This is a genomic window from Streptomyces sp. NPDC101151, from assembly GCF_044768335.1.
Classification (GTDB): Bacteria; Actinomycetota; Actinomycetes; order Streptomycetales; family Streptomycetaceae; genus Streptomyces.
This window is the reverse complement of sequence record NZ_JBIWPP010000005.1, coordinates 66,982-92,071: the sequence shown is the minus strand read 5'-3', so window position 1 is coordinate 92,071 and position 25,090 is coordinate 66,982. Positions and strand designations below refer to the sequence as shown.

General features: G+C 72.6%; 24 protein-coding genes. 13 read left to right on the top strand and 11 right to left on the bottom strand.

Annotation, left to right across the window (positions count from 1 at the left end; translation table 11 throughout):
* Window positions 1-4: 4 nt before the first annotated feature.
* Entirely contained in the window at window positions 5-793 is a 789-nt protein-coding gene (locus ACIRU3_RS11270; protein WP_404054683.1) for an alpha/beta fold hydrolase, read from the bottom strand.
* A gap of 88 nt (window positions 794-881) precedes the next feature.
* Here ACIRU3_RS11270 and ACIRU3_RS11265 point away from each other — a divergent pair, with 88 nt between their 5' ends.
* The gene (locus tag ACIRU3_RS11265) at window positions 882-2,228 is read left to right on the top strand and encodes a PLP-dependent aminotransferase family protein (RefSeq protein WP_404054680.1); all 1,347 of its coding nucleotides are present in this window, start codon (window positions 882-884) and stop codon (window positions 2,226-2,228) included.
* Here ACIRU3_RS11265 and ACIRU3_RS11260 read toward each other — a convergent pair.
* On the bottom strand, window positions 2,128-3,069 hold the full coding sequence (locus tag ACIRU3_RS11260; RefSeq protein ID WP_404054678.1) for a hypothetical protein: 942 nt from the start codon (window positions 3,067-3,069) through the stop codon (window positions 2,128-2,130). The two genes, ACIRU3_RS11265 and ACIRU3_RS11260, sit on opposite strands and share 101 nt — an antisense overlap.
* A 228-nt stretch (window positions 3,070-3,297) precedes the next feature.
* Window positions 3,298-3,759: a hypothetical protein gene (locus ACIRU3_RS11255; RefSeq protein ID WP_404054675.1), complete on the bottom strand. Its 462-nt coding sequence runs from the start codon at window positions 3,757-3,759 to the stop codon at window positions 3,298-3,300.
* 211 nt (window positions 3,760-3,970) lie between these two features.
* On the opposite strand from ACIRU3_RS11255, the gene ACIRU3_RS11250 reads away from it, so the two are divergent.
* On the top strand, window positions 3,971-5,062 hold the full coding sequence (locus ACIRU3_RS11250; RefSeq protein ID WP_404055487.1) for a PP2C family protein-serine/threonine phosphatase: 1,092 nt from the start codon (window positions 3,971-3,973) through the stop codon (window positions 5,060-5,062).
* Window positions 5,063-5,126: 64 nt separating this feature from the next.
* On the top strand, window positions 5,127-6,329 hold the full coding sequence (locus ACIRU3_RS11245; RefSeq protein WP_404054672.1) for a hypothetical protein: 1,203 nt from the start codon (window positions 5,127-5,129) through the stop codon (window positions 6,327-6,329).
* 20 nt (window positions 6,330-6,349) lie between these two features.
* Here ACIRU3_RS11245 and ACIRU3_RS11240 read toward each other — a convergent pair whose 3' ends face one another.
* Together ACIRU3_RS11240 and ACIRU3_RS11235 are read right to left on the bottom strand one after the other, a co-directional pair.
* A complete protein-coding gene (locus ACIRU3_RS11240) occupies window positions 6,350-8,305 on the bottom strand; it encodes a YncE family protein (RefSeq protein WP_404054669.1) in 1,956 nt (651 codons plus the stop codon).
* A gap of 124 nt (window positions 8,306-8,429) precedes the next feature.
* Entirely contained in the window at window positions 8,430-9,671 is a 1,242-nt protein-coding gene (locus tag ACIRU3_RS11235) for an amidohydrolase (RefSeq protein ID WP_404054667.1), read from the bottom strand.
* A 361-nt stretch (window positions 9,672-10,032) separates the two neighbouring features.
* Between ACIRU3_RS11235 and ACIRU3_RS11230 the strand changes: the two genes are divergently transcribed.
* Entirely contained in the window at window positions 10,033-11,376 is a 1,344-nt protein-coding gene (locus ACIRU3_RS11230; protein WP_404054665.1) for a tetratricopeptide repeat protein, read from the top strand.
* A 105-nt stretch (window positions 11,377-11,481) separates the two neighbouring features.
* Here ACIRU3_RS11230 and ACIRU3_RS11225 read toward each other — a convergent pair whose 3' ends face one another.
* The gene (locus ACIRU3_RS11225; RefSeq protein WP_404054662.1) at window positions 11,482-12,264 is read right to left on the bottom strand and encodes a hypothetical protein; all 783 of its coding nucleotides are present in this window, start codon (window positions 12,262-12,264) and stop codon (window positions 11,482-11,484) included.
* 308 nt (window positions 12,265-12,572) lie between these two features.
* On the opposite strand from ACIRU3_RS11225, the gene thrS reads away from it, so the two are divergent.
* Both thrS and ACIRU3_RS11215 read left to right on the top strand, forming a co-directional pair.
* Window positions 12,573-13,796 carry a threonine--tRNA ligase gene (gene thrS, locus ACIRU3_RS11220; RefSeq protein ID WP_404055485.1) on the top strand — a complete coding sequence of 408 codons (1,224 nt, stop codon included), beginning with the start codon at window positions 12,573-12,575 and terminating at the stop codon, window positions 13,794-13,796.
* 31 nt (window positions 13,797-13,827) lie between these two features.
* Window positions 13,828-14,796 (top strand): nucleoside hydrolase, encoded by a 969-nt coding sequence (locus tag ACIRU3_RS11215; RefSeq protein ID WP_404054660.1) that lies wholly within the window; start codon window positions 13,828-13,830, stop codon window positions 14,794-14,796.
* 66 nt (window positions 14,797-14,862) lie between these two features.
* Here the strand turns inward: ACIRU3_RS11215 and ACIRU3_RS11210 are convergent, their stop codons facing one another.
* The gene (locus tag ACIRU3_RS11210) at window positions 14,863-15,618 is read right to left on the bottom strand and encodes a DUF4142 domain-containing protein (RefSeq protein WP_404055483.1); all 756 of its coding nucleotides are present in this window, start codon (window positions 15,616-15,618) and stop codon (window positions 14,863-14,865) included.
* A gap of 290 nt (window positions 15,619-15,908) precedes the next feature.
* Here ACIRU3_RS11210 and ACIRU3_RS11205 point away from each other — a divergent pair, with 290 nt between their 5' ends.
* The 4 genes from ACIRU3_RS11205 to ACIRU3_RS11190 all read left to right on the top strand — a co-directional run bounded on the left by ACIRU3_RS11205 (window position 15,909) and on the right by ACIRU3_RS11190 (window position 19,567).
* Entirely contained in the window at window positions 15,909-16,595 is a 687-nt protein-coding gene (locus ACIRU3_RS11205) for a DUF6445 family protein (RefSeq protein WP_404054658.1), read from the top strand.
* 119 nt (window positions 16,596-16,714) lie between these two features.
* The gene (locus ACIRU3_RS11200; protein ID WP_404054656.1) at window positions 16,715-17,131 is read left to right on the top strand and encodes a hypothetical protein; all 417 of its coding nucleotides are present in this window, start codon (window positions 16,715-16,717) and stop codon (window positions 17,129-17,131) included.
* Window positions 17,132-17,269: 138 nt separating this feature from the next.
* The gene (locus ACIRU3_RS11195) at window positions 17,270-18,568 is read left to right on the top strand and encodes an NAD(P)/FAD-dependent oxidoreductase (RefSeq protein ID WP_404054653.1); all 1,299 of its coding nucleotides are present in this window, start codon (window positions 17,270-17,272) and stop codon (window positions 18,566-18,568) included.
* A 66-nt stretch (window positions 18,569-18,634) separates the two neighbouring features.
* On the top strand, window positions 18,635-19,567 hold the full coding sequence (locus ACIRU3_RS11190) for an RNA polymerase sigma-70 factor (protein ID WP_404054650.1): 933 nt from the start codon (window positions 18,635-18,637) through the stop codon (window positions 19,565-19,567).
* Here ACIRU3_RS11190 and ACIRU3_RS11185 read toward each other — a convergent pair.
* Window positions 19,503-19,991, bottom strand: coding sequence for a DUF2871 domain-containing protein (locus ACIRU3_RS11185; RefSeq protein ID WP_404054647.1), 489 nt, complete (start codon window positions 19,989-19,991; stop codon window positions 19,503-19,505). The two genes, ACIRU3_RS11190 and ACIRU3_RS11185, sit on opposite strands and share 65 nt — an antisense overlap.
* A 344-nt stretch (window positions 19,992-20,335) precedes the next feature.
* Here ACIRU3_RS11185 and ACIRU3_RS11180 point away from each other — a divergent pair, with 344 nt between their 5' ends.
* The 3 genes from ACIRU3_RS11180 (at window position 20,336) to ACIRU3_RS11170 (ending at window position 22,836) form a co-directional block, all read left to right on the top strand.
* Window positions 20,336-21,043, top strand: coding sequence for a DUF4328 domain-containing protein (locus tag ACIRU3_RS11180; protein WP_404054644.1), 708 nt, complete (start codon window positions 20,336-20,338; stop codon window positions 21,041-21,043).
* A 79-nt stretch (window positions 21,044-21,122) separates the two neighbouring features.
* Entirely contained in the window at window positions 21,123-21,788 is a 666-nt protein-coding gene (locus tag ACIRU3_RS11175; RefSeq protein ID WP_404054642.1) for an SDR family NAD(P)-dependent oxidoreductase, read from the top strand.
* 94 nt (window positions 21,789-21,882) lie between these two features.
* The gene (locus ACIRU3_RS11170; RefSeq protein ID WP_404054639.1) at window positions 21,883-22,836 is read left to right on the top strand and encodes an MIP/aquaporin family protein; all 954 of its coding nucleotides are present in this window, start codon (window positions 21,883-21,885) and stop codon (window positions 22,834-22,836) included.
* A 4-nt stretch (window positions 22,837-22,840) separates the two neighbouring features.
* Here the strand turns inward: ACIRU3_RS11170 and ACIRU3_RS11165 are convergent, their stop codons facing one another.
* The 3 genes from ACIRU3_RS11165 to ACIRU3_RS11155 all read right to left on the bottom strand — a co-directional run bounded on the left by ACIRU3_RS11165 (window position 22,841) and on the right by ACIRU3_RS11155 (window position 25,054).
* Window positions 22,841-23,173 (bottom strand): transcriptional regulator, encoded by a 333-nt coding sequence (locus ACIRU3_RS11165; protein WP_404054637.1) that lies wholly within the window; start codon window positions 23,171-23,173, stop codon window positions 22,841-22,843.
* Window positions 23,170-23,634 carry a hypothetical protein gene (locus ACIRU3_RS11160; protein WP_404054635.1) on the bottom strand — a complete coding sequence of 155 codons (465 nt, stop codon included), beginning with the start codon at window positions 23,632-23,634 and terminating at the stop codon, window positions 23,170-23,172. Before ACIRU3_RS11160 ends, ACIRU3_RS11165 begins: the two co-directional genes overlap by 4 nt.
* Before the next feature lie 94 nt (window positions 23,635-23,728).
* The gene (locus tag ACIRU3_RS11155; RefSeq protein ID WP_404054633.1) at window positions 23,729-25,054 is read right to left on the bottom strand and encodes a hypothetical protein; all 1,326 of its coding nucleotides are present in this window, start codon (window positions 25,052-25,054) and stop codon (window positions 23,729-23,731) included.
* Window positions 25,055-25,090: the final 36 nt, after the last annotated feature.

Here is a 25,090-nt window from a genome sequence, read left to right as displayed (position 1 = left end):
GAGGTTACGAGCGCGAGTCGACCTCGGTCAGGAATTCCGCCAACACCCTGTTGAACTCGCCCGCCCGCTCCAGGTTCGGCATATGGGCCGCCCCTTCGACCACGTGCAGCACGGAGTCGGGGAGCGCGGCGTGCATCGCCTCCGCGTCCGGCACCGGTGTGTAGGTGTCGTCGGCGCCGACCACGACCAGCGTGGGCACGGTGACCTCGGCCAACAGGGGCCGGTAGTCGGGACGTTCGGCGCGGCCGCGCAGCGAGGCCGCGGCGCCCTCGGGGGAGGTGGCCGTCATCATGCGGTGGACATGGGCCTTGACCTCGGGGCCGGCGTACGGCGCGACCATCTTCTCCAGGACCTCGTCGGCGTAGCCGCGCATGCCCTCGGCGAGCAGCCGGTCGGCCAGGGCGTTGCGGCCCCGTCGGCCCTCGGGCGTCTCGGGGTCGGGGAAGGTGTCCGCGAGGACCAGGCCCCGGATGCGGTCGCCGAAGCGGGCGTAGCACTCCATGGCGATCTGGCCGCCCATCGACAGTCCGGCCAGTACGAAGGAGTCCGCCGCCAGGAAGTCCAGCAGCTCCTCGATGTCCCGGGCGTGGCGGCCGAGCGGGACGATGCCGGGGGTCACGCCGGAGGAGCCGTAGCCGCGCAGGTCGGGGGCGATCACCCGGCGGCCGGCGCAGAACGCGGCCAGCTGCGGGGCCCACATCGTGCGGTCGAAGGGATGTCCGTGGACGAGGACAAGGGGTACCCGGGAGGAGACTCCGGGTTTTTTGTCCTCGTAGGAGAGGAAGGGGGGCATGTGATCGACCCTAGGACTCCCCAACTTCTCGGTGCAATAAAATCTTTGCTCTCGGTGCAATGTGCGCTGCCGTACGACAGGGAGACTTGTGGACGACTACCGGCGTATCGCCGACCGGATCGCAGGCGACATCAGCGGCGGCCGGCTCCGGCCGGGGCAACGGCTGCCGCCGCAGCGGGCGTTCGCCCGGCGGCACGGGATCGCCGCCTCGACGGCCGGGCGGGTGTACGCCGAACTCGTGCGCCGCGGGCTGGTGGTGGGCGAGGTCGGGCGCGGGACGTTCGTCCGGGCCGCCCGGCCGGACGCGCAGCCGGGGCACGCGCTGACCGAGGCGGCCGGTGCCGCGCGCGTGAACCTGGAGCTGAACTACCCGTCCGCGCCGGACCAGGCGGAGCTGCTGGCTCCCGCCCTCGCTCCCCTGCTGCGGCCGGACGCGCTGGCCGAGGCGCTGCGGCCCGCCCCGGCCGCCGGCAGCGCGGTGGCGCGGGAAGCGGTCGCGGGGCTGCTTTCCACGGGCGGTCCGCGGCCCGACCCCGACAGGATCCTGTTCACCGGCAACGCCCGCCAGGCCATCGCTGCCACCCTCGCCTCCCTGGTCGGGCCCGGCGGCCGCGTCGGTGTCGAACCGCTGACGTATCCGCTGGTCAAGGAGATCGCGGCCCGGCTCGGCAGCACCCTGGTCCCGCTCGCGGCGGACGCGGAGGGACCCCTTGCGGAGTCCGTCGCGGCGGCCCACCGCGCCGCTCCCCTGTCCGCCCTGTACCTCCAGCCGACCCTGCACAACCCGACCTCGCGGACCCTGGGCACCGAGCGGCGGACCCGCCTGGCCGAGGTCATCCACAGCTTGGGGATACCGGTCGTGGAGGACCGGATCTGGTCCTTCCTGCACCCGGGCGGCGGGCCCCCGCTCGCCGCCCTCGCCCCCGGGCTCGTCCACGTCGTCGACGGGCTGTCCAAGCGGGTCGCGCCGGGCCTCACCGTCGGGTTCGTCGCCGTACCGGCCGGGCGGGTCGAGGCGGTGGCGCGGGCCGTCCGGTCCGGGGGCTGGAGTGCGGGTTCCTTCGCGCTGGAGGCGGCCGTGCGATGGATCGGGGACGGAACCGTGGCACGGCTCGTCGAGGCCAAGCGGCGGGACGCGGGGCGGCGGCAGCGGCTGGTCGCCGAGGAGCTGGACGGTTTCGCCGTACAGTCCGATCCGGCCGCCTACTTCGCCTGGTGGCGACTGCCCGCGCCCTGGCGGGCCGACACCTTCACCGCTGCCGCGCTGGCGCACGGGATCGCCGTCACACCGGGTACGGCCTTCTCCGTCGACCCGAACCGCACCCCGGACGCCGTCAGGCTCGGGCTCGCGACGGCTCCGGAGCCGGAGCTGGCGCGGGCGCTGCGGACCCTCGCCGGCGTCGCGCGGGGCGGGGCAGCCGCAGAGAGCGGGTGAGCCAGGCCGTCAGCGCCACCGCGAGGCCGAGGCCCAGCAGCAGCCAGGAGGCGGTGCGCAGGGTGGCGGTCAGGGCGTCGTAGACGGCGCCCGCGGCCGGGTGGGGCACGTCGGCGGGCAGGCCCGCGAGGGTGAGGCTGCGGCCGACGCCGAGGGCGAGGACCAGCAGGGCGCCGCCCAGGGACGTGCCCAGCGCGGTCGCCGCGACCGCGCGACGCCGGTGGACGGCCAGGGCCATCCCGGCGACTGCGAACACGACGGCCGCGACCGGGAGCCAGAAACCCGCGACTTCGAGCACGTGGAATCCCTTCCTCAACTGGCCCACCTCGTCCGCCGGGAGGACGGCGACCGCGGTGTGCTCCACCGGGATGCGGGCCGCGAGCGGAATGTGGTCATGGGCGAGCTGCTGTTTGACCTGGGCGGTGACGGGGGCGAAGTCGACGGTGACCGGGCGCTCGAACGCCTCCTCGGCGGGTTCCTCCGCACGCAGGGCGCGCAGGATCGCGTCGTGCGTGACCCGGTTGCCGGTGTCCCAGGCCAGCCGGAATGCGCGGGTCTGGGTGAAGGAGCGCACCGCGTCGTGCACGAACGGCGCGACCGAGCCCCGTACCGGGCGGACGTCCATCCGCTGGTCCACCTCACGCAGGATGCCGTCCCCGACCGTCTCGGCGACGGCTTCCCGTACGTCGGGGTCGGCGGCGAGCGGCGCCATCGTGGTGACGTACCGGCCCGTGTCGGCGAGCCCGTACGACGCCCAGGCCGCCAGTGCGCCGAACGGCACGAGGAGGCAGGACAGGGCGATCAGTACGGCCGACAGGACGCTCCTGAGGCGTGGGGGCACGCCTCCAGGCAAGGTCCCCGGGGCCGGTCGCGCGACCGGTACGACTGCGTTCGGGGGAAAAATCGGACCGAACGGCCGTGCCCCCTGGTGGAACTGGGGATTCCGTTCTCCGGTGGAGAGAACCCTCGAACGGGTGTTTCCTGGTGCTGGTGAGGAGGAGGGAAGCACAGGGGAGTGCGTGAGCCCCGGCCGGGCTGCCCGGCCGGGGCCCGCGCGCGTGCCGCATGCTCAGCGAATGCGGCGCCCTTCCGCGTCCTCGTGCGTGTAGAACCGGTAGAAGAACACGGCGAAGGTGACCACCGAGACCGCCAGCGACATGCCTACGGACCGCAGGATCGAGGCGCCCGACTGGCTGTACAGGAACCCGAACGCACAGCCGACGAACGCGGTCCACGCCAGCGCGTGCACCTCCCGCCGCAGGCGCGGGGCCACCGTCAGCAGTCCGATGAGCACCACCGCGAACACGATCGCCGTGACGAACCCGAACAGCACGTTCCAGCCGGTGATGGGACCGCCGCTGCGGCGGTTGGCCGCCGCCCAGTAGCCGTAGACCAACGCCAGCACGATCGGCACGGCCACCCGGGCGATCCTGTGGGTGCGCGCGTCGAAGACATCGGTCGTGGGGCCGCCGGTCACGGCCGGACGGGCGTGCCGGGGCGTTCCGCCGGACGTGGGTGCCGCTTGAGCCATGACAGCACTCCTCTCTCTCCTCGCCCCCGCCTTCCAGAGCACACCTGGGGGGACGCCCTGGCAAGTCGGCCAGGAGGGTGACGAGTGCCCGGATGCGGCCCGGGTGTTCCCGTGCTTGTCTGAACGACATGGAGGGCTGCCCGCCGTGACGGACCCGGAGTACCGGCGCCGGCGGCAGTTGCTGCGGGTCCGTGGCCGGAGCATCGCCTGGATGCCGCCCCTGCTGCTGTACCTCGGCATCACGCTGGTGGACCTCAGGACCACCGAGCGGTTCCGGATCATCTCCTGGATCGTCCTGGTCCCCGGCATCGCCGCCGCGCTCTGCGGGGTGTGGCCGACCGCCGTCTTCGCGCTGCTGTCGGTGGTGACGTACGTCGCCGTGGACAGCGCCTGGCCCCAGCAGTACCAGGCCGGCCTCGCCGACTTCGTGCTGGTCGCCCTCGGCGGCGTCCTGGCCACGCTGGCCAGTGCCGTACGAGTGCGCGGCGAGCGGCAGATGCTGCACATGCGGGACATCGCCGAGACGACCCGCCGTACCGTGCTGCGCCCGCTGCCGCCGCACTGGGCGGGCCTGGAACATGCGGGCGTGTACCTGGCCTCGGACGTCGACGCCCGGGTCGGCGGGGACTTCTACGACATCCAGCCCGGCCTGCACGGCACCCGGGTCCTCGTCGGGGACGTGCAGGGCAAGGGGCTGGGCGCGGTGGAGACGGCGGCCGCGCTGCTCGGCACCTTCCGGGAGGCCGGCTACCACGAGAAGGACCTGGCGACCGTCGCCGAGCGGCTCGAGATCCGCATCCGGCGGCACCGGGGGCACACCACCGCCCTCGGCCGGAACGACGGCGACCGCTTCGCCACCGCCGTGCTGCTCGGCTTCTCCGAGGACGCCCCGGGCACGGTCGAGGTGATCAACTTCGGCCACGAGCCCCCGCTGGCCGTCGGCCCGCACGGTGTCCGCGCCCTGCCGGGCGGCGACGGGCTGCCGCTCGGGCTCGGCGACCTGGTGGACGGCGGCCCGCCGCCGCTGCACCGGGTGCCGCTGGACCGCGAGGAGACCCTGCTGCTGGTGACCGACGGGGTGACCGAGGCCCGGGACGCCGACGGGGAGTTCTACCCGCTGGTCCGGGAGCTGGTCCGGGCGGTCGAGGCCGACCCGGGCCGGGCCGAGCCGGGGCGGCTGGTGCGCCGGATCCGTGACGGCGTGCTCCGGCACAGCGGCGGTCACCTGGGCGACGACACCACGGTCTTCGCCATCCGGCGGCTGCCGGGCGAAGACCCCGTACGGGGACGTTTGCAGTCCTGAGAAGCGCCTTTGCAGCAGCAGCGGTTACGGTGCTGACTGCAGGGCGATCTACAGGGGAGGGACGATGGCCGGAACCGTGCTGCTGCTCGCGGCCTCACCGCTGGGCCGGGGGCGCCTGGTGGACGCGGCCGGTGTGCTGCCCGTTCTGGCCGCGGTCGCCCCCGCCGTGCTGTCCGGCACCGACACCGCCAACGTGGTCGAACTCGCCGACCCGCTGGAGCCGCAGGCCGTCCTCACCCGGCTGCGCGCCGCCGCGGCCGCGCCCGGACCGCTCACCGTGTACATCACCGGGCAACTGCACCTGGACCGCCGCCAGCACCTGCCCCACCTCGCCCTGGCCCGCACCACCCCGGCCACGGTGCGCTACACGGCCCTGCCCTGGCACTGGATCCGCGAGGAGCTGCGGCTGCGCTCCGCCGGGGACACCGCGCTCGTCGTCGACCTGCACGCGGACGCGGAGACCTGGCGGCACCTGGCCGAGCGTCCGCTGGACTCGGGCCGCACCGCGGCGGTGTACGGCCGTGTCGCACCGGCGTCGTCCGGCCGGCGGGGCCTGGCCGAGCCGTCGTACATGAAGGCGGTGGCGACGCTGCTGCGCAGCGGACACCGGCCGCCTCTCGCCCAGCTGCACGAGCAGGCGCTGGCGCGGATGCCCGAAGCCGGCGCGGGGCGGGACCTGGTGCTGGCCGGCGTCGGGGGCCTCGTACCCGGGGGCGTCGTCCCCGGCGGTGTCCCCGGGCCGCCGTACCGGCCCGAACCGTCTCGTCCGCGCACTCCCCCGCCCTCGGCCCCGTTCGAGCGGGGGAACTCCCCCTACGGGACGGGAGTTGCCCCGCCGCTCGTGGAGAGCGACCCCCACGCCGCCATCAGCGCCGCCGTCCAGGCCGGGCGGCACGCCGATGCCGAGGTGCTCGCCGCCCGGTGCGAGCAGGCCGCCGTGCACGCCCGGGGCCCCGCGTCCGACGAGGCGCTGCACTGGGCCGAAGTACGCGCCGATCTCGCGATGTTCGCGGGGGACGCGGCGCGCAGTTGCCTGGCCTGGCTGGGCGTGGCGCAGGTGCGGCTGGCCGCCGGGCAGGCACCGGACGCGCCTGCCGTGGAGGCGGCCGCCGACCGGGCCCACCATCAGTGGGGGCGTATCGACGACGCGGCGCGGGCCCGTGAACTCGGGCCCGCGCTCGCGGAGTTGAGACTCAGGGTGCCGGGCCGCCGGCAGGGCGCACTGGAGAACGTCCAGCGGCACCTGCGGCAGCTCCAGGCCCAGTAGGCCCAGTAGGCCCTGGCGGCTCAGCTGGTGAAGGTGAAGTACTTCCAGGCGCCGTACGTCGTGGAGTTCACCGTGTCACCCGAGGAGCCGTTGATGTAGTCCGAGCGCATCCGGAAGCGCCAGCCGACGTCCGAGCCGTGGTTGCCGGTCACTTCGACCTCGGAGATGCCCGCGGTACCGAGCTTGAAGTACTGCGAGTCGCCCGAGCGCCACTTGCCCTGGTAGTACACCTCGAAGTCGAAGCGCTGGTGGCGGTTCGGGTAGTACGGCATCTTCGTCGTGAACAGCGGGTTCTTCGACTTGTGGAAGAAGTAGTAGGTGTGACCCCACGCGCTCTTCGCCTTGTAGTGCTTGCTGACCGACGTGGACACGCTCACCTTGGCGCCGACCGTGCTGGAGGCCGACCGGGACTGGTAGCGGGAGTCGCCCGTGAACTTCGCGGTGACCTTGGTGTCCCGCTTCAGGTCCAGGGTGACCGACAGGTCGCCGTGGGAGTTGACCTTGCCGGACTTCACCAGCTTGTTCGGCTTGTCGGAGCCGAAGGGGTCGGCCCAGATCTCCACCGTGCGGTTCTTGTACGTCGTCCCCAGGTGGGCCGTGAACTTCACGTCCTTGCCGTAGGAGTACACCTTGCCGTTGTTGCTGACCGTCAGCGCCGGCTTGGCGCGGGACACGTCGACCGAGTCGGCGGCCTTGGCGGACGAGTGCGTGGCGTCACCCTCGTACGTCACCGTGTACGTGACCTTCCCGCCGGAGGGCGGTGTGTCGGTGAAGCTGAACCTGCCGCCGCTGCCGAGGGGCTTGGTGCCGAGGGACTTGCCGTTCGGCGATTCCATGTCGGTGCGGGTCACCTTCAGCGGGGTGCCCGCGGGCAGGGCCAGCCCGGAGGTGAGCTTGCCGGTGACCGTGAGGGACTTGGCGCGCGGCGCGGTCGACGGGGCGTCGGCGGTCAGCACCGCCTGGTACTTGCGGGGCTCGTCGATCCCGTGCAGCCGGGTGGACTCCCCCGAGCCCGTCTGCACGAACAGCTTCGCGCCGTCCGCCGACCAGCTGATCGCGTGCGCACCCCACGGCATCCAGTTGTGCGAGATGTTGCGGACGCTGGGCTTGTCGGGGCCGTTGGTGAAGACGTAGGTGTCGCCGATGTCCTCGGTGTCGAGGACCGTGGCCGCGACGGTGCCGTCCGGGGCGATGCTCACCGTTTCCGGCTCGTCCTTGACCGGGTAGGTGCGCACCTCGGCCAGGTCGGAGAGCCGGTACTCGGTGAGGGCCCGGTTGCCCGGACCGGCGACCACGACGTTCAGTCCGTCGGGCGTGAGCGCCGCGTCGTGGTAGAAACCGCCCTTGTTCTCGGTGACACGGATCGCCGGGGTGCCGGACGACACGTCGTACACGACGATCGGGCCGGAGCTGATGCCCGCGTCCAGGGCGAGCAGCGTGCCGGGGTTGTCCGGATCCGCATACAGCTTGGGCGGACTGGCGAAGTCGTGGCCGGCGGCCAGGTCGAGGGTGACCTTCGGCGTCTCGGCGGTCAGGTCCACCACGCCCAGACCGGACTCCCACTGGTCGCCGTACCCGAACCAGACCCTTCCGTCGGCGTAGGCGAGGCGGGAGGGGGCGGTGCCCGCGCCGGTCGGGTACTCGGCGGTCTGCGCGAGCTGTGCGGTGTCGATCGCGACGATCTTGTCGGCGCCGGAGACCGCCGCGTACAGGGTGCTGCCGTCCGGGCTCAGATCGAGGTCCCTGACCTGCGGCAGGCCGGTGATCGTGCCGACCGCCTTGCCCGCGGAGTCGGTGACCACGATCTGGTTGTGGTAGCTGTCGGCCAGGAAGATGTGCTGGTGGACACCGTCCACCACGGTGTCGCCGGCGTCCCAGAGCGGAATGGGCCGGTCGGTGTCGGCGTACGACGGCGCGGCGAGCGCCATGGAGCCGACGAGTGCCGCCAGTGCGGCGACAGCGGGAAGAGTGCGCATACGCACGCTGATTCGAACCCCCCGGAACGAATGAAGGCATGGGCGCCACGCGGCACGGCTGTGGTGTGAGTCCCCTGTGAGCCATGTGTGGCGGGTGAGTGAAGACTAGGTCGCGAAGACTAGGTCATGCCACAGACAAAAAGGCGAGCGCCCCCGACACCAGCGTCCCGACACCCGGGACGACTGTGGACAGATCGGGAGCGAAGTGGGGGCTGTGGTTGCTCGGCACAGCCGCGAACTTCTCCTCGAAGCCCGCGCCGGGCGCCTTCTCCCACACCTCGGCCGGGGTGGTCGTCACGAACCAGTACGAGTACGGGATCGAGCCCAGCGCCAGCTGCGGGAAGTCCTCGCTGCCCATCGCCGGGCCCGGGTCGAACACCGAACCCGCGCCGAACACCTCGCCGTGCACGGCGGCCACCGTGGCGTCCGTGCCCGCGTCGTTGACCGTGACCGGGAAGGTGTCGCCGACGGTCACCTCGGGCTCGCGCGGGCAGCCGGCCGCCAGGCACTCGCCCCGCGCGATACGGCGGATCGCGGCCAGCATCCGCTCGCGCACCTCTTCGGACTGGGTGCGCAGGTTCAGGGCGATGCGCGCCTCGGACGGGATGATGTTGTGCCGGGTGCCCGCCTCGATGCGGCCCACGGTCAGCACCGCGGCCTCACGGGCGGCCAGCTCCCGGGAGACGACCGACTGCAGGCGGACGACCAGATGGGCGGCGGTCACCACCGGATCCACGGTCGACTCCGGCCGGGAACCGTGGCCGCCCCGGCCGTGCACCACGATGTCCACGTCCGTCGACGCCGACATGATCAGGCCCGGTGCGTGCGCGTACAGGCCCGCCGGGCCCGGGGCCGCGTGCTGCCCGAGCAGCACGTCCGGCCGCCCGAAACGCTCGTACAGCCCGTCCGCGACCATCCGGGCCGCGCCCTGCCCGGTCTCCTCGGCGGGCTGGCCCACGACCAGCAGGGTGCCGCCCCAGGTCTCCCGCCCGGCCGCCAGCGCCCCGGCCGCGCCCGCCAGCCAGGTGACGTGCAGGTCGTGCCCGCAGGCGTGCATCACCCCGTCCGTCTCCGAGGCGTACGGCAGCCCGGTCTCCTCCCGTACCGGCAGCGCGTCCATGTCGGCGCGCAGCAGCACCGTCGGCCCGTCACCGTTGCGCAGCACCCCCGCCACCCCGGTGCCGCCGATCCCCTCGGCCGTCTCGAACCCGGCGTCCTCGAGCAGGCCGGCGAGCTTGCCTGCCGTGCGGTGCTCGCGCAGGGACAGTTCGGGGTGACGGTGCAGGTCGCGGTAGAGGTCCTCCAGGTCCTGGACCGGGAGACCGGCGGTGAGATCCAGAGCGGTGCGCGCTGCGGCTGAGGTCACGGGGCAAGCGTAGGCCAATGCATTGGCCTTACGGGGAGTTGAACCGTCAGGGCCGAGACTGCTGCACGGCCGTCGGGCCGGACGGGACGTCCGACGCCCGGGCCGGTCCCGCGTTCGCCGCCGTGATCAGGGCCGCGACGGCGAGCACGGCAGCGGCCACGCCTCTGGCGGTGGAGGCACCCGCGCTCGGGCGGAGCCGGGAGAGGGGGAGTGCGCTGGGGCGTCCGTAGGGTTCGGATGTACGTCCATGCACGGCGACCTCGCAACAAGCGACGTGTTAAGCATGCTTAATCCGCCGTTTAACCTAGGGGCTGCCGGACGCGAACGGCAAGGGGTTCCAGGGGAGTTGGGGGAGCAGGAAATGCGGGAACGGGACGATCCCGAGGTCATCGGGCGGCGCGTGCAGCAGCTGCGCAGCGAACGCGGACTGACCCAGCGGCAGTTGGCAGAGCCGGCCTACACGCCTGCCTATATCTCCACCCTGGAGGCGGGCCGGGTCCGCGCCTCCGACGAGGCGCTCAGGCACATCGCCGGCCGCCTCGGCGTCGCCTTCGAGGAACTGGCCGTCGGCCGCCCCGCCCGCCTCGCCACCGACCTCAGGCTGCGGCTCACCGGGGCCCAGCGCACCCTCGCCGACGGCAGGGCGGAGGAGGCGGCCGCGCAGTACGCCGCGCTGCTCACCGAGGCGGAGACCCACCAACTGGCCTCCGAGCAGGCGACGGCACTGCTGGGACTCGGCGAATGCGCCCTGGAGACGGGTGAGCTGGCCCAGGCGCGCGAGCACTTCGAGCGGGCCGAGGACCGGCTGTCCGAAGAGTCCCTGCCCTGCCGCGTCCCGGCGATCCGCGGCCGCGCGATCTCCCACTACCTCGCCGGTGAACTCCGTTACGCCGTCTACCTCCTGGAATCCACGCTCGACGAACTCAACCGCGGCGGCCTGCACGATCCCGACGCCCTGCTGCTCCTCTACGCCAGCGCCATCGGCCCCTACATGGACATGGGCGCCCATGCCCGCGCCGCCCAGGCCGCCGAGTTCGCCCTCGCGCTGGCCCCGCAGGCCGCCGACCCCGCGCTGATCGCCCGAATGCACCGCTCGGTCGCCCGCACCCTGCTCGCCGAGGGCCGGGTCGCCGAGGCCGACGCCTCCCTCGCCAAGGCCGCCGAGCTGTACCGCCAGCTCCAGCTGCGCACCGAACTCGCCAACTGCCACTGGATGCGCGGCTACGTCTGCGCCCAGGACGGCGACCTCGACCGTGCCGAGGCCGAGCTGCGCCAGGCCCTCACCATGCTCGCCCAGACCCGGGCCGCCCTCTACCGCAGCCAGGCCGCCGTGGAACTCGCCGACGTCCTGCACCGGCGCGGCAAGTCGGAGGAGGCCGCCGACCTCCTCAACGGCGTTCTCGGCGACCTCTCCTCCGAACGCGGCGCCGTCCACGCGGCCGCCGCACACCGTCTCCTCGGCATCATCGCCGAGGACGCCCGCGACACCGAGGCCGCCGAGGAGCACTACGTCCGCGCCCTCAGTCTGCTGGAACGGGCGGGCGCGGCCGGCGACCTGGCCGACCTGTGCCGCCTGCTCGGCGACCTCCTGCGCCGCACGGGCCGGGTGGAAGCGGCCCTGGACGCCTACCGCACCGGCCTGGGCCACCGCACGGCCCCCGGCACCACCACGCTGGGCCCGGCACCGGCCCAGCCTCCGCTGTGACGACCCCCGGGCCGGTGCGCGGCCGGCCGATCCTCACGAGAAAGCCGATCCCTGCGGGAAGGCCGATTCCTACGAGACGCCGAACCCTGTAAGAAGCCGTAGGCCTCAGACCTGGGCCCGGCCCTGCTTGCGCACATCCGCCAGGCGCAGCGCGCCGATCTGGACGGCCGCCTGCGTCGCGTCGTTGGGCACGTCGCCCAGACCGGCGTTGGTGAGGGTGAAGGCGTCCTCGCCGACGCGCACGGCGGCCACGTCCATCGTCAGGACGACCTCCTCCCCGTCGGACGTCATGGTGGCGACGGTGACGTGCAGGCCCGCGCGCACATCCCCGACCTCCGGCAGCGGGGCCTCGCTGACCTGGACGTCCTCGATCAGGCCACTTTCCGTGGCGGCCGTGAACCGGGCGCACTGGACCGGCATCGTCCGCAGCCACGCCAGCGCGGCGTCGACGTCCGCCGGGCGGCGGGCACCGATCTGGTAGCGGAGCTGGGCGTCGGTGTCGGCGTCGTCGAGGCCGACGGCGACGCGGGCGGGCGCGCCGAGGAGTTCGTCGGCGTAGAGGGCGTCGAGCAGACGCTGGCACTCCCCGGCCGCGGTGCTCGCCTTCAGCAGGGCGTCCCGCCAGGTGGCCGCCCCGCGCGTCACGGACCAGGGCGCGCCGAGGTCGGTCTCCGTGATGAGTGCGGCCCGGGCCTGAGCGTCGGTCAGCACGGATCCGTCGCCCTGGGCCGACGCCTTCGGTGCGGCGGAGGACCCGTCGACGGTCGGGAGGGGCTGGTGCGCGCTCGGCGGGCGCTCCAGGCCGAGGGCCGCGCAGCCGGTGAGGGCGAGGAGGCCGGCGCAGAGAGCGGCGAGCGGGAGGGCGCGAGGGCGTATCGCAGCGGTCATCGGGGATGCCTCCTGGGCGGGCCGGTGGGGGTGCCTGCTCTCACGGCACCATCGGCCGGACCCGCCCACCAGCGCTCCGGGCCGTCCGGGTGAGGGCGGGGAAAACCCGTGGCCTCGCCCGCGGCAGCGCTGTTACGGTCGCCGTATGCAGCGCGCCCAGCAGTGCCCGCAGAGCACGACGACGCCGGAGACCGTCCCGGCGCGCTGACACCTGACCCAGTCCGAAGCCCCGGGGCGAACGCCCCGGGGCTTCGGCGTGTCCCGCGGTGTCCGCCTCCCGCAGCGAGGAGACCCCCATGAACGACCGGATGCCCGACCACCGCCGCCTCGGCCGTGAACTCGACCTGTTCGACACCGACCCGCTGATGGGCGCGGGCCTGCCCTACTGGCTCCCGGACGGGGCCGTCGTACGGCACACCCTGGAGGAGTACATCCGGGAGGCGGAACGCGCCGCCGGCTACCGGCACGTGTACTCGCCCGCGCTCGGCAAGCGCGAGCTGTACGAGATCTCCGGGCACTGGGACCACTACAGCGACGACATGTACCCGCCGATGAGACTGGGCGCCAAGGAGTCGGAGGAGGTCGTGCTGCGCCCCAGCCTCTGCCCCCACCACGCCCTGATCTACCGCTCCCGCTCCCACAGCTACCGCGAACTGCCCCTGCGCATCGCCGAGCTGGGCACCATGTACCGCGCCGAACTGTCCGGCGTCCTCGGCGGTCTGACCCGCGTGCGCGCCATCCAGCTCAACGACGCCCACATCTTCTGCACCCTCGACCAGGCCGTCGACGAGGCCCGCGCCGCCCTGGAGCTGATCGCCCGCGCCTACGCCGACCTCGGCATCGAGGCCGTACGCCACCGCCTCTCACTGCCCGGCGAGAGCGGCAAGTACGTCGCCGACCCCGCGCTGTGGCGCCGGGCCACCGCGCTGCTGAAGGAGGTCCTCGCCGCCGGCGGCGTCGAGTACGAGGAGGCGGAGGGCGAGGCCGCCTTCTACGGGCCCAAGATCGACGTGCAGATCGCGGACCCGGCCGGCCGCGAGTCCACCCTGTCCACCGTGCAGATCGACTTCCACCAGCCCGCCCGCTTCGACCTGCACTACATCGGTGCCGACGGCGCGAAGCACCGGCCGGTGATGGTGCACCGCAGCGTCATCGGCAGCGTGGAGCGGGCCGTGGCCCATCTCGTCGAGGCGCACGACGGGGCCTTCCCGGCCTGGCTGGCCCCCGTGCAGCTGGCCGTGCTGCCGGTCGCCGAGGAACAGGCCGAGCGGGCGGCGGCGGTGGTCCGGGAGGCGGTCGCACAGGGCCTGCGCGCCGAACTCGCCGGCCCCGGACAGGGCACCCTGGGCGCCCGCATCCGGGCGGCCCGGCTGGTCCCGTACCAGGCGGTGATCGGCGAGCGGGAGGCCGAGGCCGGTCTCGCGGCCCTGCGCCTGCGGGACGGCCGGCGACCCGGTCCGCTCCCGGTGCCCGAGCTGCTGCGACGCATCACCGACCGGGTGGCCGCACGCGGCACCGTGCTCTGGTCCTGATCTAGGGTCGGTACGACGGAAGGAGTCCGCTGTGACCGGTCAGCCCATCCCCGTGATCATCGACTGCGACACCGGCGTCGACGACGCCCTGGCCCTGCTGTTCGCCGTACGCCACCCGGGCCTGGACCTCAGGGCGGTGACCTGCGTGGCCGGGAACACGGACGTCGACGGGGTGGTCCGCAACACCCTGACCGTGCTGGAGCAGGCGGGCGCCCCCGACATCCCGGTGGCGCGGGGCGCCGCGCGCCCGCTGATCGAGCCGGCCCGCTCGGCCCAGCATGTGCACGGCACGGACGGCATGGGCGACCTCGGTCTGCCCGCGCCCGGCCGCACTCCCGCCGACGTGGATGCCGTGACCCTCCTGCACCGAGAGATCCTGGCCTCCCCGCGCCCGGTCACCCTGATCCCGACCGCACCGCTCACCAACATCGCGCTCCTCCTGCGCACCCACCCGGAGGTGACGCGGAACATCGAGCGGATCGTGTTCATGGGCGGCGCCGTGGAGGTCGGGAACGCGACACCCGTCGCGGAGTTCAACGTCTGGCACGACCCGGAGGCCGCGGCGGTCCTGCTCACCGCCGGAGTGCCGATCACGATGTACGGCCTCGATGTGTTCATGCAGGTCGTGGTACCCGGCACCGATGTCCACCGGCTGCGCGCGAGCACCGATCCCGGCACCCGGCTGGCCGGTGAGCTGCTCGCCCACCGGCCCACCGCGCAGGGCGGCGCCCCGGAGGCCGAGGAGGCCGGCGGCATCGGCGACGCCGGCGCGGTGTGCGCGGTCGCCGACCCGGCAGGCATCGCCACCCGCCTCCTCCCGGTCGAGGTCTCCCTCGCCCCGGGCCCGACCCGCGGTCAGACGATCGTCGACCGCCGCCCCCGCCCCGGCGAGTCCGAGATCCACGAGGGTGCCCGCGAACAGGCCCTGGTGGACGTGGCGTTGGAGGTGGACGTGGACCGCTTCGTGAAGCTGTACCTGGAGACCGTGGAGCGGGCCTAGGACAGACAGGCCCGACGGGTCGGGCCGGAACGGGGGACCGGCGGCGCGGCCCCCTACGTCCCGGACCTAGCCCACCGTCGGGCTGGGGCTCGGGCTGGGCGCGGTGTTCCCGGAGCCGCCTCCGCCGCCGCTCAGGCGGCTGAGGTCCAGAGGCGTGGAAGTGGCGTTCGGCGGCGGAGTGAGGACCACTTCCGGCTGGCCCGCGATCGGCGGCGGCGGAGTCATGTCGGAGGAGGGCAGCTTCGGCGGGGTGGTCTGCTGGAAGATGGTCTGGTCGAAGTCGACCAGACCCGTCTTCTCCATCACCGTGATGTGGTCGAGCACGGTGTCGTTGGCCTGGTCGGCGAGGGCGCGCACCAGTGAGTTCTTGGTGGTGGAGCGGATCTTCGCGATCGTGTTGAAGATCGAGCCGTGGGTCATCCGCAGGATGTTGGCGAAGTCGGTGTCGAACTGCTTGCCGCTCTCCGCCTTCAGCTGAGTGACGAAGCCCTCCTGCTGGGGGCTTGCCACATTGGGCAGGGTGACGTTCAGCATGGGCGCGATCTTGCGGCAGCTGGCGTCCAGCGCGGCGTGCCCGTCGACCAGGTGCTTGCTGGCCTCGAGCACCCCCTTCGTGGTCCCCTTCTGCAGCCCGATCTGACCGAGCGGGTACTCCCACAGGCCGGCCGCGCGCACCTTGACGACGAAGTCCCGGTCGCCTTCGGTGAGCGGCCCCCACTGTGTCTGGGCGATGATCTGTGTGGGTGAGCTGGAGACGGTGCTCAGACCGAGCATGCTCGGGTAGACGAGCGCGCCGAGGGTCAGGGCCATTGCACCGCCCACGAAGAGAGTTCCCGTCGCGTTCCGCGAAAAGCGCACCGTGCCTCCTGCCCGGCCATGGATCCCGCCCGCAGGCGGTTCGGACGCACAGCAGTACGGATGCGGAGACGATTCGTATCGGTGGTTTCGAGTAAAGAATTTCTACCGGGGCTCGCGCCGGCCGGCTCCCGGCGTCCCGCGACGGCTCCACCGGCCGTCGCGTGGACCGTTGTTGGTCAAAGGTTGACCCTTCCGCCGGAGAGTTGACCTTTCTCCGGGAGAAGGCAGAGGAAACGCAGCCCTAGATTCGCCGCATGCCCCCACAGCCACCCCCCAGAACGCCCGCAGGCCTGCCCGTCCTGCCCTACCGCAAGCCCACCAAGGGCCGCGACTACTGGGTGCTCGACGACGTCCTGCCGGACGTCGAGGCCGTACGGGAGCGGTGTCTGGCCAAGGACGACTGGGTCAAGGGTTACCCCCACACCTCGGAGACCTGGCCCGGACTGCGTGCGATGCCCGGCCTGGAACCCGGTGAACTCGGCCGTATCGAGCGGCTGGTGAAGAAGTCGACCGGGGCCAAGGAGCTGTGGGTGCAGCAGACGCCCGGCGGTGGCACCCTGAATCACAACTGTGTGCAGGTGGTCGGCGAGGGCGAGAGCGCGCCGCGCCCGCACACGGACTCCCGTGCGCTGTGCCGGTACGCGGCCGTGCTGTACCTGAACCCGCACGTGCCCAAGGACTGCGGCACCAGCTTCTTCCGTCAGTCCCTGTCCGGCGGCCGGCTCGGCGGCAACGTCGTCCAGGCCCCGCACAACAACCTCGTCGAGGCCCTCGGCACCCGCTTCGTCAGCCCCGACGCCTTCGAGGAGGACGTCCGCGTCCCGCACAAGTACAACCGCCTGCTCCTCTACAACGCCAACCTCGTGCACAGCGCGACCGGCTACTTCGGCCGGACGCTGGAGGAGAAGCGGATGACGGCGGTCTTCTTCTGGATGGCCTGAGCCGTCCCGCCTCCGCCGGCCGGCTCACCCGTACGGAGCACCCCCCGTGGTCGGCCGGCCGAGTGGGCCGGATCGTCGTACTACGACCGACTCGGGGTCACGACGGCGGAGGTACGGCCATGACGCAGCACACCCAACGGGCCCGGACGCCGAACCCCGGATGGGTCGAGGGAGGGGTCTTCTTCGCGGGGGTGCTGCTCCTGGTGGAAGGCGTCCTCGCCGTGCTCCAGGGCATCTCGGCGCTCGCGGCCGACGACGTCTACTCCCGCATCGACTCCTACGTCTACAAGATCAACCTCACCGGCTGGGGCTGGATTCTCCTCATCCTGGGCGTCTTGGGCATCTTCACCGGCGTGGGCATCCTCAACAAGGTCGAGTGGGCGCGGACGGTGGGCATCTGCCTCGCTTCCCTGAGCATGATCGCCCAGTTCCTCTTCCTGCCGTACGCGCCGATCTGGGCGCTCGTCATCATCGGCATCGACTTCTTCGTGATCTGGGTGCTCGCCACGTACCAGCCGGACGGCAGCGCCGCCTGACCCCTCCCACCCGCGATATGTGACGTGGTTCACATTGGCTGTCTGTCACGTTCGAACAGCCCTGTCTGTCCCATGGTCGTCACCGGCAGAACCGGACCACGGACGACGAGACCCGGTGACCCGACCCCGGGAGTGGACATGCCGAAGCAGCCGAAGGCCGGACGAGGGACGGGCGACGGACACCGGGTCGTGGTCCTGGGCGGCGGCTACACCGGCATGCTGGCCGCGATCCGCCTGGCCCACCGCACCCGACGCACCGGAGTCCGGGTGACCCTGGTCAACCCCACCGTCCGCTTCACCGAACGTCTGCGCATGCACCAGGCCGCGACGGGCCAGGGCCTCGCCGTGCACCACATCCCCGACCTGCTGGCGGGCACGGGCGTCGCCTTCGTCCGGGGACGCGCGACGGCCCTGGACCCGCGGACACGCACGGTGACGGTGGCCGAGAGCGGTCAGAGCGGTCAGAGCGGCGAGAGCGGCGAGGGCGGGGAGGGCGGCGGGCATTCGGCTGTACTGCCGTACGACACCCTCATCTACGCCCTCGGGAGCCGGGCCGACACCAGCGGGGTGCCCGGAGCCGAGGAGCACGCGTACACCCTGGACGGCCACGGCCCGGCGGGCCGGCTGTCGGTGAGGCTGGCCGAGGCGGCGGACGCGGGCGGCACCGTGACGGTCTGCGGCGGCGGCCTGACCGGCGTCGAGGCGGCGACGGAGATCGCGGAGTCGTACCCCGGGCTCTCGGTGACCCTGCTCTGTGCGGAGGAACCGGGCGCGATGATGGGCGAGCGGGCACGGTCGTATCTGCGCGGCGCCCTGTCCCGGCTCGGTGTCACGGTCCGCACCGGCGCCCGGGTGACCAGGGTGCTGCCCGACGCGGTGGAGCTGGCGACGGGCGAGGCGCCCGAGTCGGCGGTGTGCGTGTGGACGGCGGGCGTCCGGGTGTCGCCGCTGGCGGCGCGCGCGGGCCTGGCGGTGGACGAGCGGGGCCTGCTGCTCGTGGACGAGACCCTGCGCTCGGTCTCCCACCCCGAGATCCACGCGATCGGGGACGCGGCGGCGGTCCACATGCCCTGGGGCAGGCTGCACGGCACCTGCCAGAGCGGGATGCCGACGGCGGCGTACACGGCGGACGCGATCGCCCGCCTGCTGCGCGGCCGCCCGGTCCGCCCCTTCCGCTTCGGCTACGTCCACCAGCCGGTGAGCCTCGGCCGGCGGGACGCGGTCATCCAGTTCACGCACGCGGACGACACCCCGCGGCGGGTGTACCTGAAGGGCCGGGCGGCGGTGCGGTACAAGGAACTGGTGAGCGGGAGCCCGCTGCCGTTCTACCGGCTGAGCAGGCGCATGAACGTGATGGCGGCGGTGTCGAGGGCAGGGCGTGCGAGGACGGGGGCCGCAGCCGCCCCGGACATGAGCGCAGCGGCCCTGACGGGTTGACCCCGCGGGGGGTACGGAGAGCGCGAAGAGTACGGAGAGTCGGGGAGCACGGAGAGTATGGAGAGCATGGAGGGAAAGCGCGACCGGACCTCTGCTCCGGACCCGGAGCCGGAGCCCGCACGGGAGCCCGTCCCGGACCCGGACCCGTACCTCGACAACAGGCGGCTGCTGTTCGCGACGGCGTACCGGATGCTGGGCAGCGTGGCGGACGCGGAGGACGTCCTCCAGGACGCCTGGCTCAACTGGAACGCGGCGGACCGCTCGGGAGTCCGCAACCCCCGCGCCTACCTGGTCCGCACCGTCACGAACCTCTCGCTGACCCGGCTGACCTCGGCCCGGGCGACCCGCGAGCAGTACGTGGGGCCCTGGCTGCCCGAGCCCCTGCTCACCTCCCCCGATGTCTCCGAGGAAACGGAACTGGCGGACAGTGTGTCGACGGCCATGCTGGTGATCCTGGAGACGCTGACCCCGGTGGAGCGGGCGGTGTTCGTCCTGCGCGAGGTCTTCGGCTACTCCCACGCGGAGATCGCCGGCATCCTGGACCGCCCGGAACCCACCGTCCGCCAGATCGCCCACCGCGCCCGCAACCACGTCCGGTCGCGCCGCCCCCGCTACGACACGGACCCGGACCGGCGGGCCCGGATCACCGCCCAGTTCATCGAGGCGTGCGCGGGCGGCGACCTGAACGCGGTGATGGAACTCCTCGCCCCGGACGTCACCTGCTGGTCCGACGGCGGCGGCAAGGTCACCGCGGCCCGCCGCCCCCTGTACGGCCAGGACCATGTGGCACGGTGGATCCTCGGCGTCCTGGCCAAGCCCCAGTCGGCCGGCATCACCTTCCGACTGGCCGACATCAACGGCGAGTCGGGCATTCTCTTCACTCTGGCCGAGGTGCCGGTGGCCGCCCTGACCTACGACCTGGCGGCGGACGGCATCAAGAACCTGCGCCTTCAGGTGAACCCGGAGAAGCTGAAGGGGCTGCGGCCTTCGACCGGCTGACCTCGGTGTCTGCCGGTCGAGCCGCGGCCGGCAGGCACTTGCCCACCGTGACGAAGAGAAGGACCAGGCCCGCCGTCAGCAGGACATGGCCCAGACCGGCGATCCCCGCGATCGCTCCTCCACCGGACCGGCCGAGGACTGTCAGGGTTCCGTGCAGGGTCATCATGCCCACGGTCACCGCCAGGCCGGCGTTGTAGATCCAGAAGAACCAGCCGAACAAACGGTGGCCGGTCAGGGTGAACTGCTTCTCCAGCGCCAGGACCACCAGGAAGAACAGCATGCCCAGTGCCAGTACATGGGTGTGCACCACGGCGAGTTGGGTGTCGCCCTCGAAGTCCTCGGCCTTGGTCAGCTCCCGGTAGTACAGGCCGCTGACCACCCCGATGATCATGTATACGTGCGCAGTGTTGAGGATTTTCCTCATCGGCGTCTTCCCCCGTGAATCCGCGTCGGTGTCGCCCCAGCCTTGCGCCCGGCCCGTCCGGGCGTCAACGAAGAAGCCGGTGGCGAGCCACAACCTTGTCATGTACGGGACCTATTGTCCGCCTTGCGCGTTCACTGTCTCTCCAGGAGCTCCACGCGCCTCGGACACGTCTGTCCGACGACGGCGATATCGGTCGGTCGACCAGCGCTTCCGGGTGCGCTCGGAGTACGTACACAGCACGAAGGACACCACCGACCCGACCACGTGGGGCGGCCGGCTCCGCCTCACGGTCAGGGCCTGACCGGCCCTGGCGACCGGTGCCCCTCATGGGTGAGGATGGGCCGGTGAACGAAGAGACAGCCCAGCCCGTCGCCCCACCGCGTCTCGCCCTGCGGCCCGTCCTGTTGTCCGGGCAACTGGCCGCCGGAGCACTCCTGATCGCGGGGCTCGCGTGGGTCGTGCGGGCCGTGTGGGAGGTGCGGCTGGCCGTGGCGGGGGAGCCTGCCTCGGGGCCGCCGGACCAGGGCGAGGGGGTGCACCGGCCGCTCAACGGGCTGGAGGACTCGTACCACCTCGTCACCTCCGTCGGGGGCGGCCTCACCTTCCTGTGCGCGCTTCTCTTCCTCGCCTGGCTCGGGCGGATGCGGGACAACGCGCGTGCGCTGTCGGGGCAGGCGCCGAAGTACGCCGGGATCTGGGTCTTTCTCGGGTGGATCGTGCCCGTGGTCAACCTGTGGTTCCCGCGGGGGATCGTCGTCGATGCCTTCCGGACCACCGCTCCGGGTCGCAAGCTGCCCGTCTCCGTCAATGTGTGGTGGGGGCTCTGGCTGGTCGGCATGCTCAGCGGGGTCGGGATCCTCTACAAGGACTCCACCGACAAGATCATCGCCCGTGCGTACAGCGAGGTGTGGCCGCTGCTCGTGTCCGACGCCGTCGTCATCGGGGCTGCCGTGGCCGGTGCGTTCGCCGTGCGGGCCGTCACCGCCGTGCAGGCGGAGCGGATCCGGCAGGGCCAGGGGGCGCAGCCCCTCGCCGTCGGTACGGCGGGCTGACACCGCGGCGCCGCGTCGGAGTGCGGACCGGCGCCGTGCGTGAGTGGTGATGCTCGCCCGCAGGGGCAAGGATTCCCTCATGAGCTGCATTGCCATCGTCGGTGCCGGTCCCGGGCTGGGGGCCGCTGTCGCACGCCGGTTCGGGCGGGAGGGGTACGACGTCGCCCTCGTCGCCCGGGACCGGAACCGCCTGGAGGACCTCGTGGGCGAACTCGCCGACGGCGGCGTCACCGCGCGTGGGTTCCCCGCCGATGTGCGCAGGCCGGAGGAGCTGGTGGCGGCGCTCCAGGCCGCGGCCGGTGTCTTCACGACGGTCGAGGTGTTGCAGTACAGCCCCGTTCCGCACCGGGACTTCATGCGGCCCGTGCTGGAGACCCGCCACCGGGATCTGCTCGGGCCGATCGAGTTCTCGGTGTACGGGCCGGTCGCGGCGGTGCAGCAGGTACTGCCGGGCATGCGGGCCCGGGGGCGGGGGACCATCCTGCTCGTCAACGGAGGGACCGCCGCCGTGCCCCATCCCGAGCGGGCGGGGACGTCCATCGCGTTCGCCGCGGAGAGTGCCTACGGGCATCTGCTGCACGACCGGCTCGCGGGCGAGGGGATCCATGTCGCCCAGCTGGTGATTCCGGGAGCCATCACGCCCGGGCACGTGCGGAAGGATCCCGCCGTGCTCGCGGACACCCTGTGGGGCATGCACCGGGACCGGCACGGCTTCCGGCACTACGCCGACGACCTGGACAGCTGACCGAGCACCCCGGAGATCGGGTCGCCCTGCGTGAAGAGCATTTGTGGGCCAATATGGTGATGTTGGCCGCATTGCTCTCTTCAAGGGGGCCTCAATGGCTGTCGAAATACCTCCGCTCATCAAGCCGTCCCGGCTGCGGAGCCGGGGCGGTCTGCTGGGCGAATGCCTGGCGGAGTTCCTGGGGACCCTCGTCCTCATCTCCTTCGGCGCGGGCGTGGTCGCGATGGCGGTCGCGGCGCTGCCCGGCTCCGGCCGTGCCGCCACCCCCACGACGATCTTCCTGGCGGCCGGCGACTGGCTGCTGATCACCTGGGGCTGGGGTCTCGCCGTCGTCTTCGGCATCTACGTGGCAGGCGGCGTCAGCGGCGCCCACCTGAATCCGGCGGTGACCGTGGCGATGGCCGTGCGCCGCGGGTTCTCCTGGGCGAAGGTCCTGCCGTACGTGTTCTCGCAGGTGGTCGGCGCGTTCGCGGGAGCGGCGCTGGTCTACCTCGTCTACCACGACGCCATCCACGCCTATGACCAGGCCGCGCCGGGACCGAAGGTGAACGGGCACACGAATGCCACGTTCTCCATCTTCGCCACGTTCCCGGCCGCGTACTTCCACGGCGGCATCTGGGGGCCGCTGATCGACCAGATCGTCGGCACCGCCTTCCTGGTCATGTTCGTCGTCGCCATCGTCGACCTGCGCAACCAGGCGGTGAAGGCCAACCTGGGCCCGCTGATGGTCGGATTCGCGGTCGCCGCCATCGGCATGTCCTACGGCGCCAACGCGGGGTACGCCATCAACCCGGCCCGTGACTTCGGGCCGCGGCTGTTCACCTGGCTGGCGGGATGGAAGAGCCTGGCCCTCCCGGGCAGCGTGTCCGGCGCGTACAGCGGCTATTGGTGGATCCCGATCGTCGGGCCGCTGGTCGGCGGCGTGGTCGGGGTCCTGGTCTACGACCTGTTCATCGGCGACGTCCTGCTCGTGCGCTCCGAGATGGCCGAGCTGCCCGAGCCCGGCCGCAGCCGGCCCGTGAAGACCGTCGATGAGGACGAGGAGTGAGTGACTAGTCGCTCCCGCTCTCCGCGCCCGCCCTGCGGGCCGCCGACGCGATCCCCTCAAGTGCCGCCAGATGGGCCGTCAGGGCCCGTCGGCCGGTGAGGGTCAGGGCGGCCCAGGTGCGGGGGCGCTTGCCGAGGTAGCCCTTGCGGATGCTGACGTAAGCAGTCTTCTCCAGGGCGGAGAGCGTCTTGCTCAGCGTCGAGTCGGACACCTGGCAGTAGTCCCGCAGAACGGCGAACTCCGCCTCCCCGCACGCCGAGAGGTAGGCGGTGAGGGCCAGCCGGGTGGGGTGGTGGAGTTCGCGGTCCAGGGCGGGGGGCCGGGGCGCGCCGGTCATGCCGTACCCGCCCCCGTGGCCCGCAGCAGATGCTCCAGGCCGCCTGCGAGGCCGAACGCCACCAGCCAGCCCGCCATGCCGTACGGGATCGCGGCCGCCAGGCTCACCGCGATGGCGGCGAAGGGGAGCAGCCAGATCCGCCAGGCGGGCCGGCCGGGCTCCTGGCGCCGGTCGAACCAGCGTGTCACTCCGCCGTGGTGCGCGCCGATCCAGACCAGGGCCAAGAACGCGGCCAGGCTGAGCAGAGCGACGGTCAGCAGCCATGCCTCCCAGCGTGGTTGCCTGTCGGCGAGGCCCAGCGCCGTGAAGCCGGCCGCGAAACTCAGGGCCTGGCCGACGGCGTAACCGCGGGGCCTGGTCCGCCGGTCGCTCGCCGCGCGTGCCGCGGCCTGGGCGGTGAGCGCAGCGGTGAGCGCTTCGTTCGCCCGCCGTGCGTCCATGGGTGCCCCCGTGCTGTCCATGTGTGTGCCTCCGGTGTGGGAAGGGCGGTTGGTCGTGCCGCCCCGTCAGGAGTCAGCATGGACAGTACTTTCCAACAATGCAAGTACTTTCCAGTCACCAGCCGGTCAGCAGCAGGTGGTTGAGGAGCAGGGCGAGGACCGCCTGGGCGGTGAGCCAGGCCCGTGGGTTCGGCAGGTATGCACAGGCCGGGAGCAGCCACATCGCGAACGGCAGCCAGATGCGCTCGGTCTCGGCCTTGCTCATCCCGGACAGGTCGGCGATCAGCAGGGCCAGCAGGGCGGTGGCGACGAGGAGGGCCAGGCGGACGGGGGCCGGGTCGGTACGGCGGGTGAGGGTGGTCGCGGTGCGGCGCAGCCCCGCCGCCGTCGCCGGGCCCGTGATCAGGGCCGCACAGGCCAGGTTGGCCCACACCCAGTAGCCGTAGGGACGGGTGCCGCCGACACCCTGGTAGTAGCGGGTCACCAGCAGGTGGTACGCCGTCCACCAGTTGAACCCGGCGAGCGTGAACACCAGGGGTACGACGACCAGTCCGGCGAGGAGGGCCGCCAGGAGCGCCGGGCGTTCGCGGACGCCGTCGCGGCCCAGCAGCAGGACCGCCGCCGCGACGAGGCCGATGAGCGTGAGGCCGTACGAGAGGTAGCAGGTCAGGCCGAGGAGCAGTCCGGAGGCCGCCGCCCAGGGCAGGGAACGCCTGGTGACCGCGAGCGCGAGCAGGGCCACCGACCAGGCGGCGACCGCCGCGAAGTAGGCGTCGGCGGAGGTGCCGAGCCAGACGGCCGCGGGGGTGAGGACCAGGAAGGGGGCCGCGCGGCGGGCCAGGCCCTCGTCCGCCAGGGCCCGCACCGCGACCAGGACCGCGAGGCACGCCGTCGCGCCGACGACGACACACCACGTCCCGGCCCAGCCGCCGCCGCGCAGCCCGATCCGGTCGAGGAGGACGAAGGTGAGGGTGGCCCCCGGCGGATGGCCGGCGACATGGGCCGGCCAGGGGGAGGGGGTCCCGCTGACGATGTGGTGGGTGAAGTCGCGCAGGGTGGCCGGGATGTCGTGGAAGCGGCCGATGACGCGGAGGTACTCCTCGCGGGTCGTGAGGCGGACCGCGATGCCCTGGTGCCAGCCGTCGACCAGGGCCAGGGAGAGGATCCAGGCCGTCGCGGTCGCCCACGAGGCCGCGAGCAGGGCGCGCCAGGGCAGACGGGCGGCCAGGGCCGGACCGTAGGCCACGGTGGCCACCGCGAGGAGGACGGCGGCCGGGGTGCCGGGGCCGACGTGCGGGTCCCATTCGGCGAACACCGGCGGCCAGTGCACGAAGAGGGTGTGGCGGGTGAACTGGATGTGCCGGCCGACGAGTACGGCCACCGTCACGAGCAGGGCGGCGGCCCCGGCGGCGTACAGATCACGGCGGAGGGAGCGGGTCACGTCGGCACGGTAGGCCGACGTGACCCGCACAGGCCG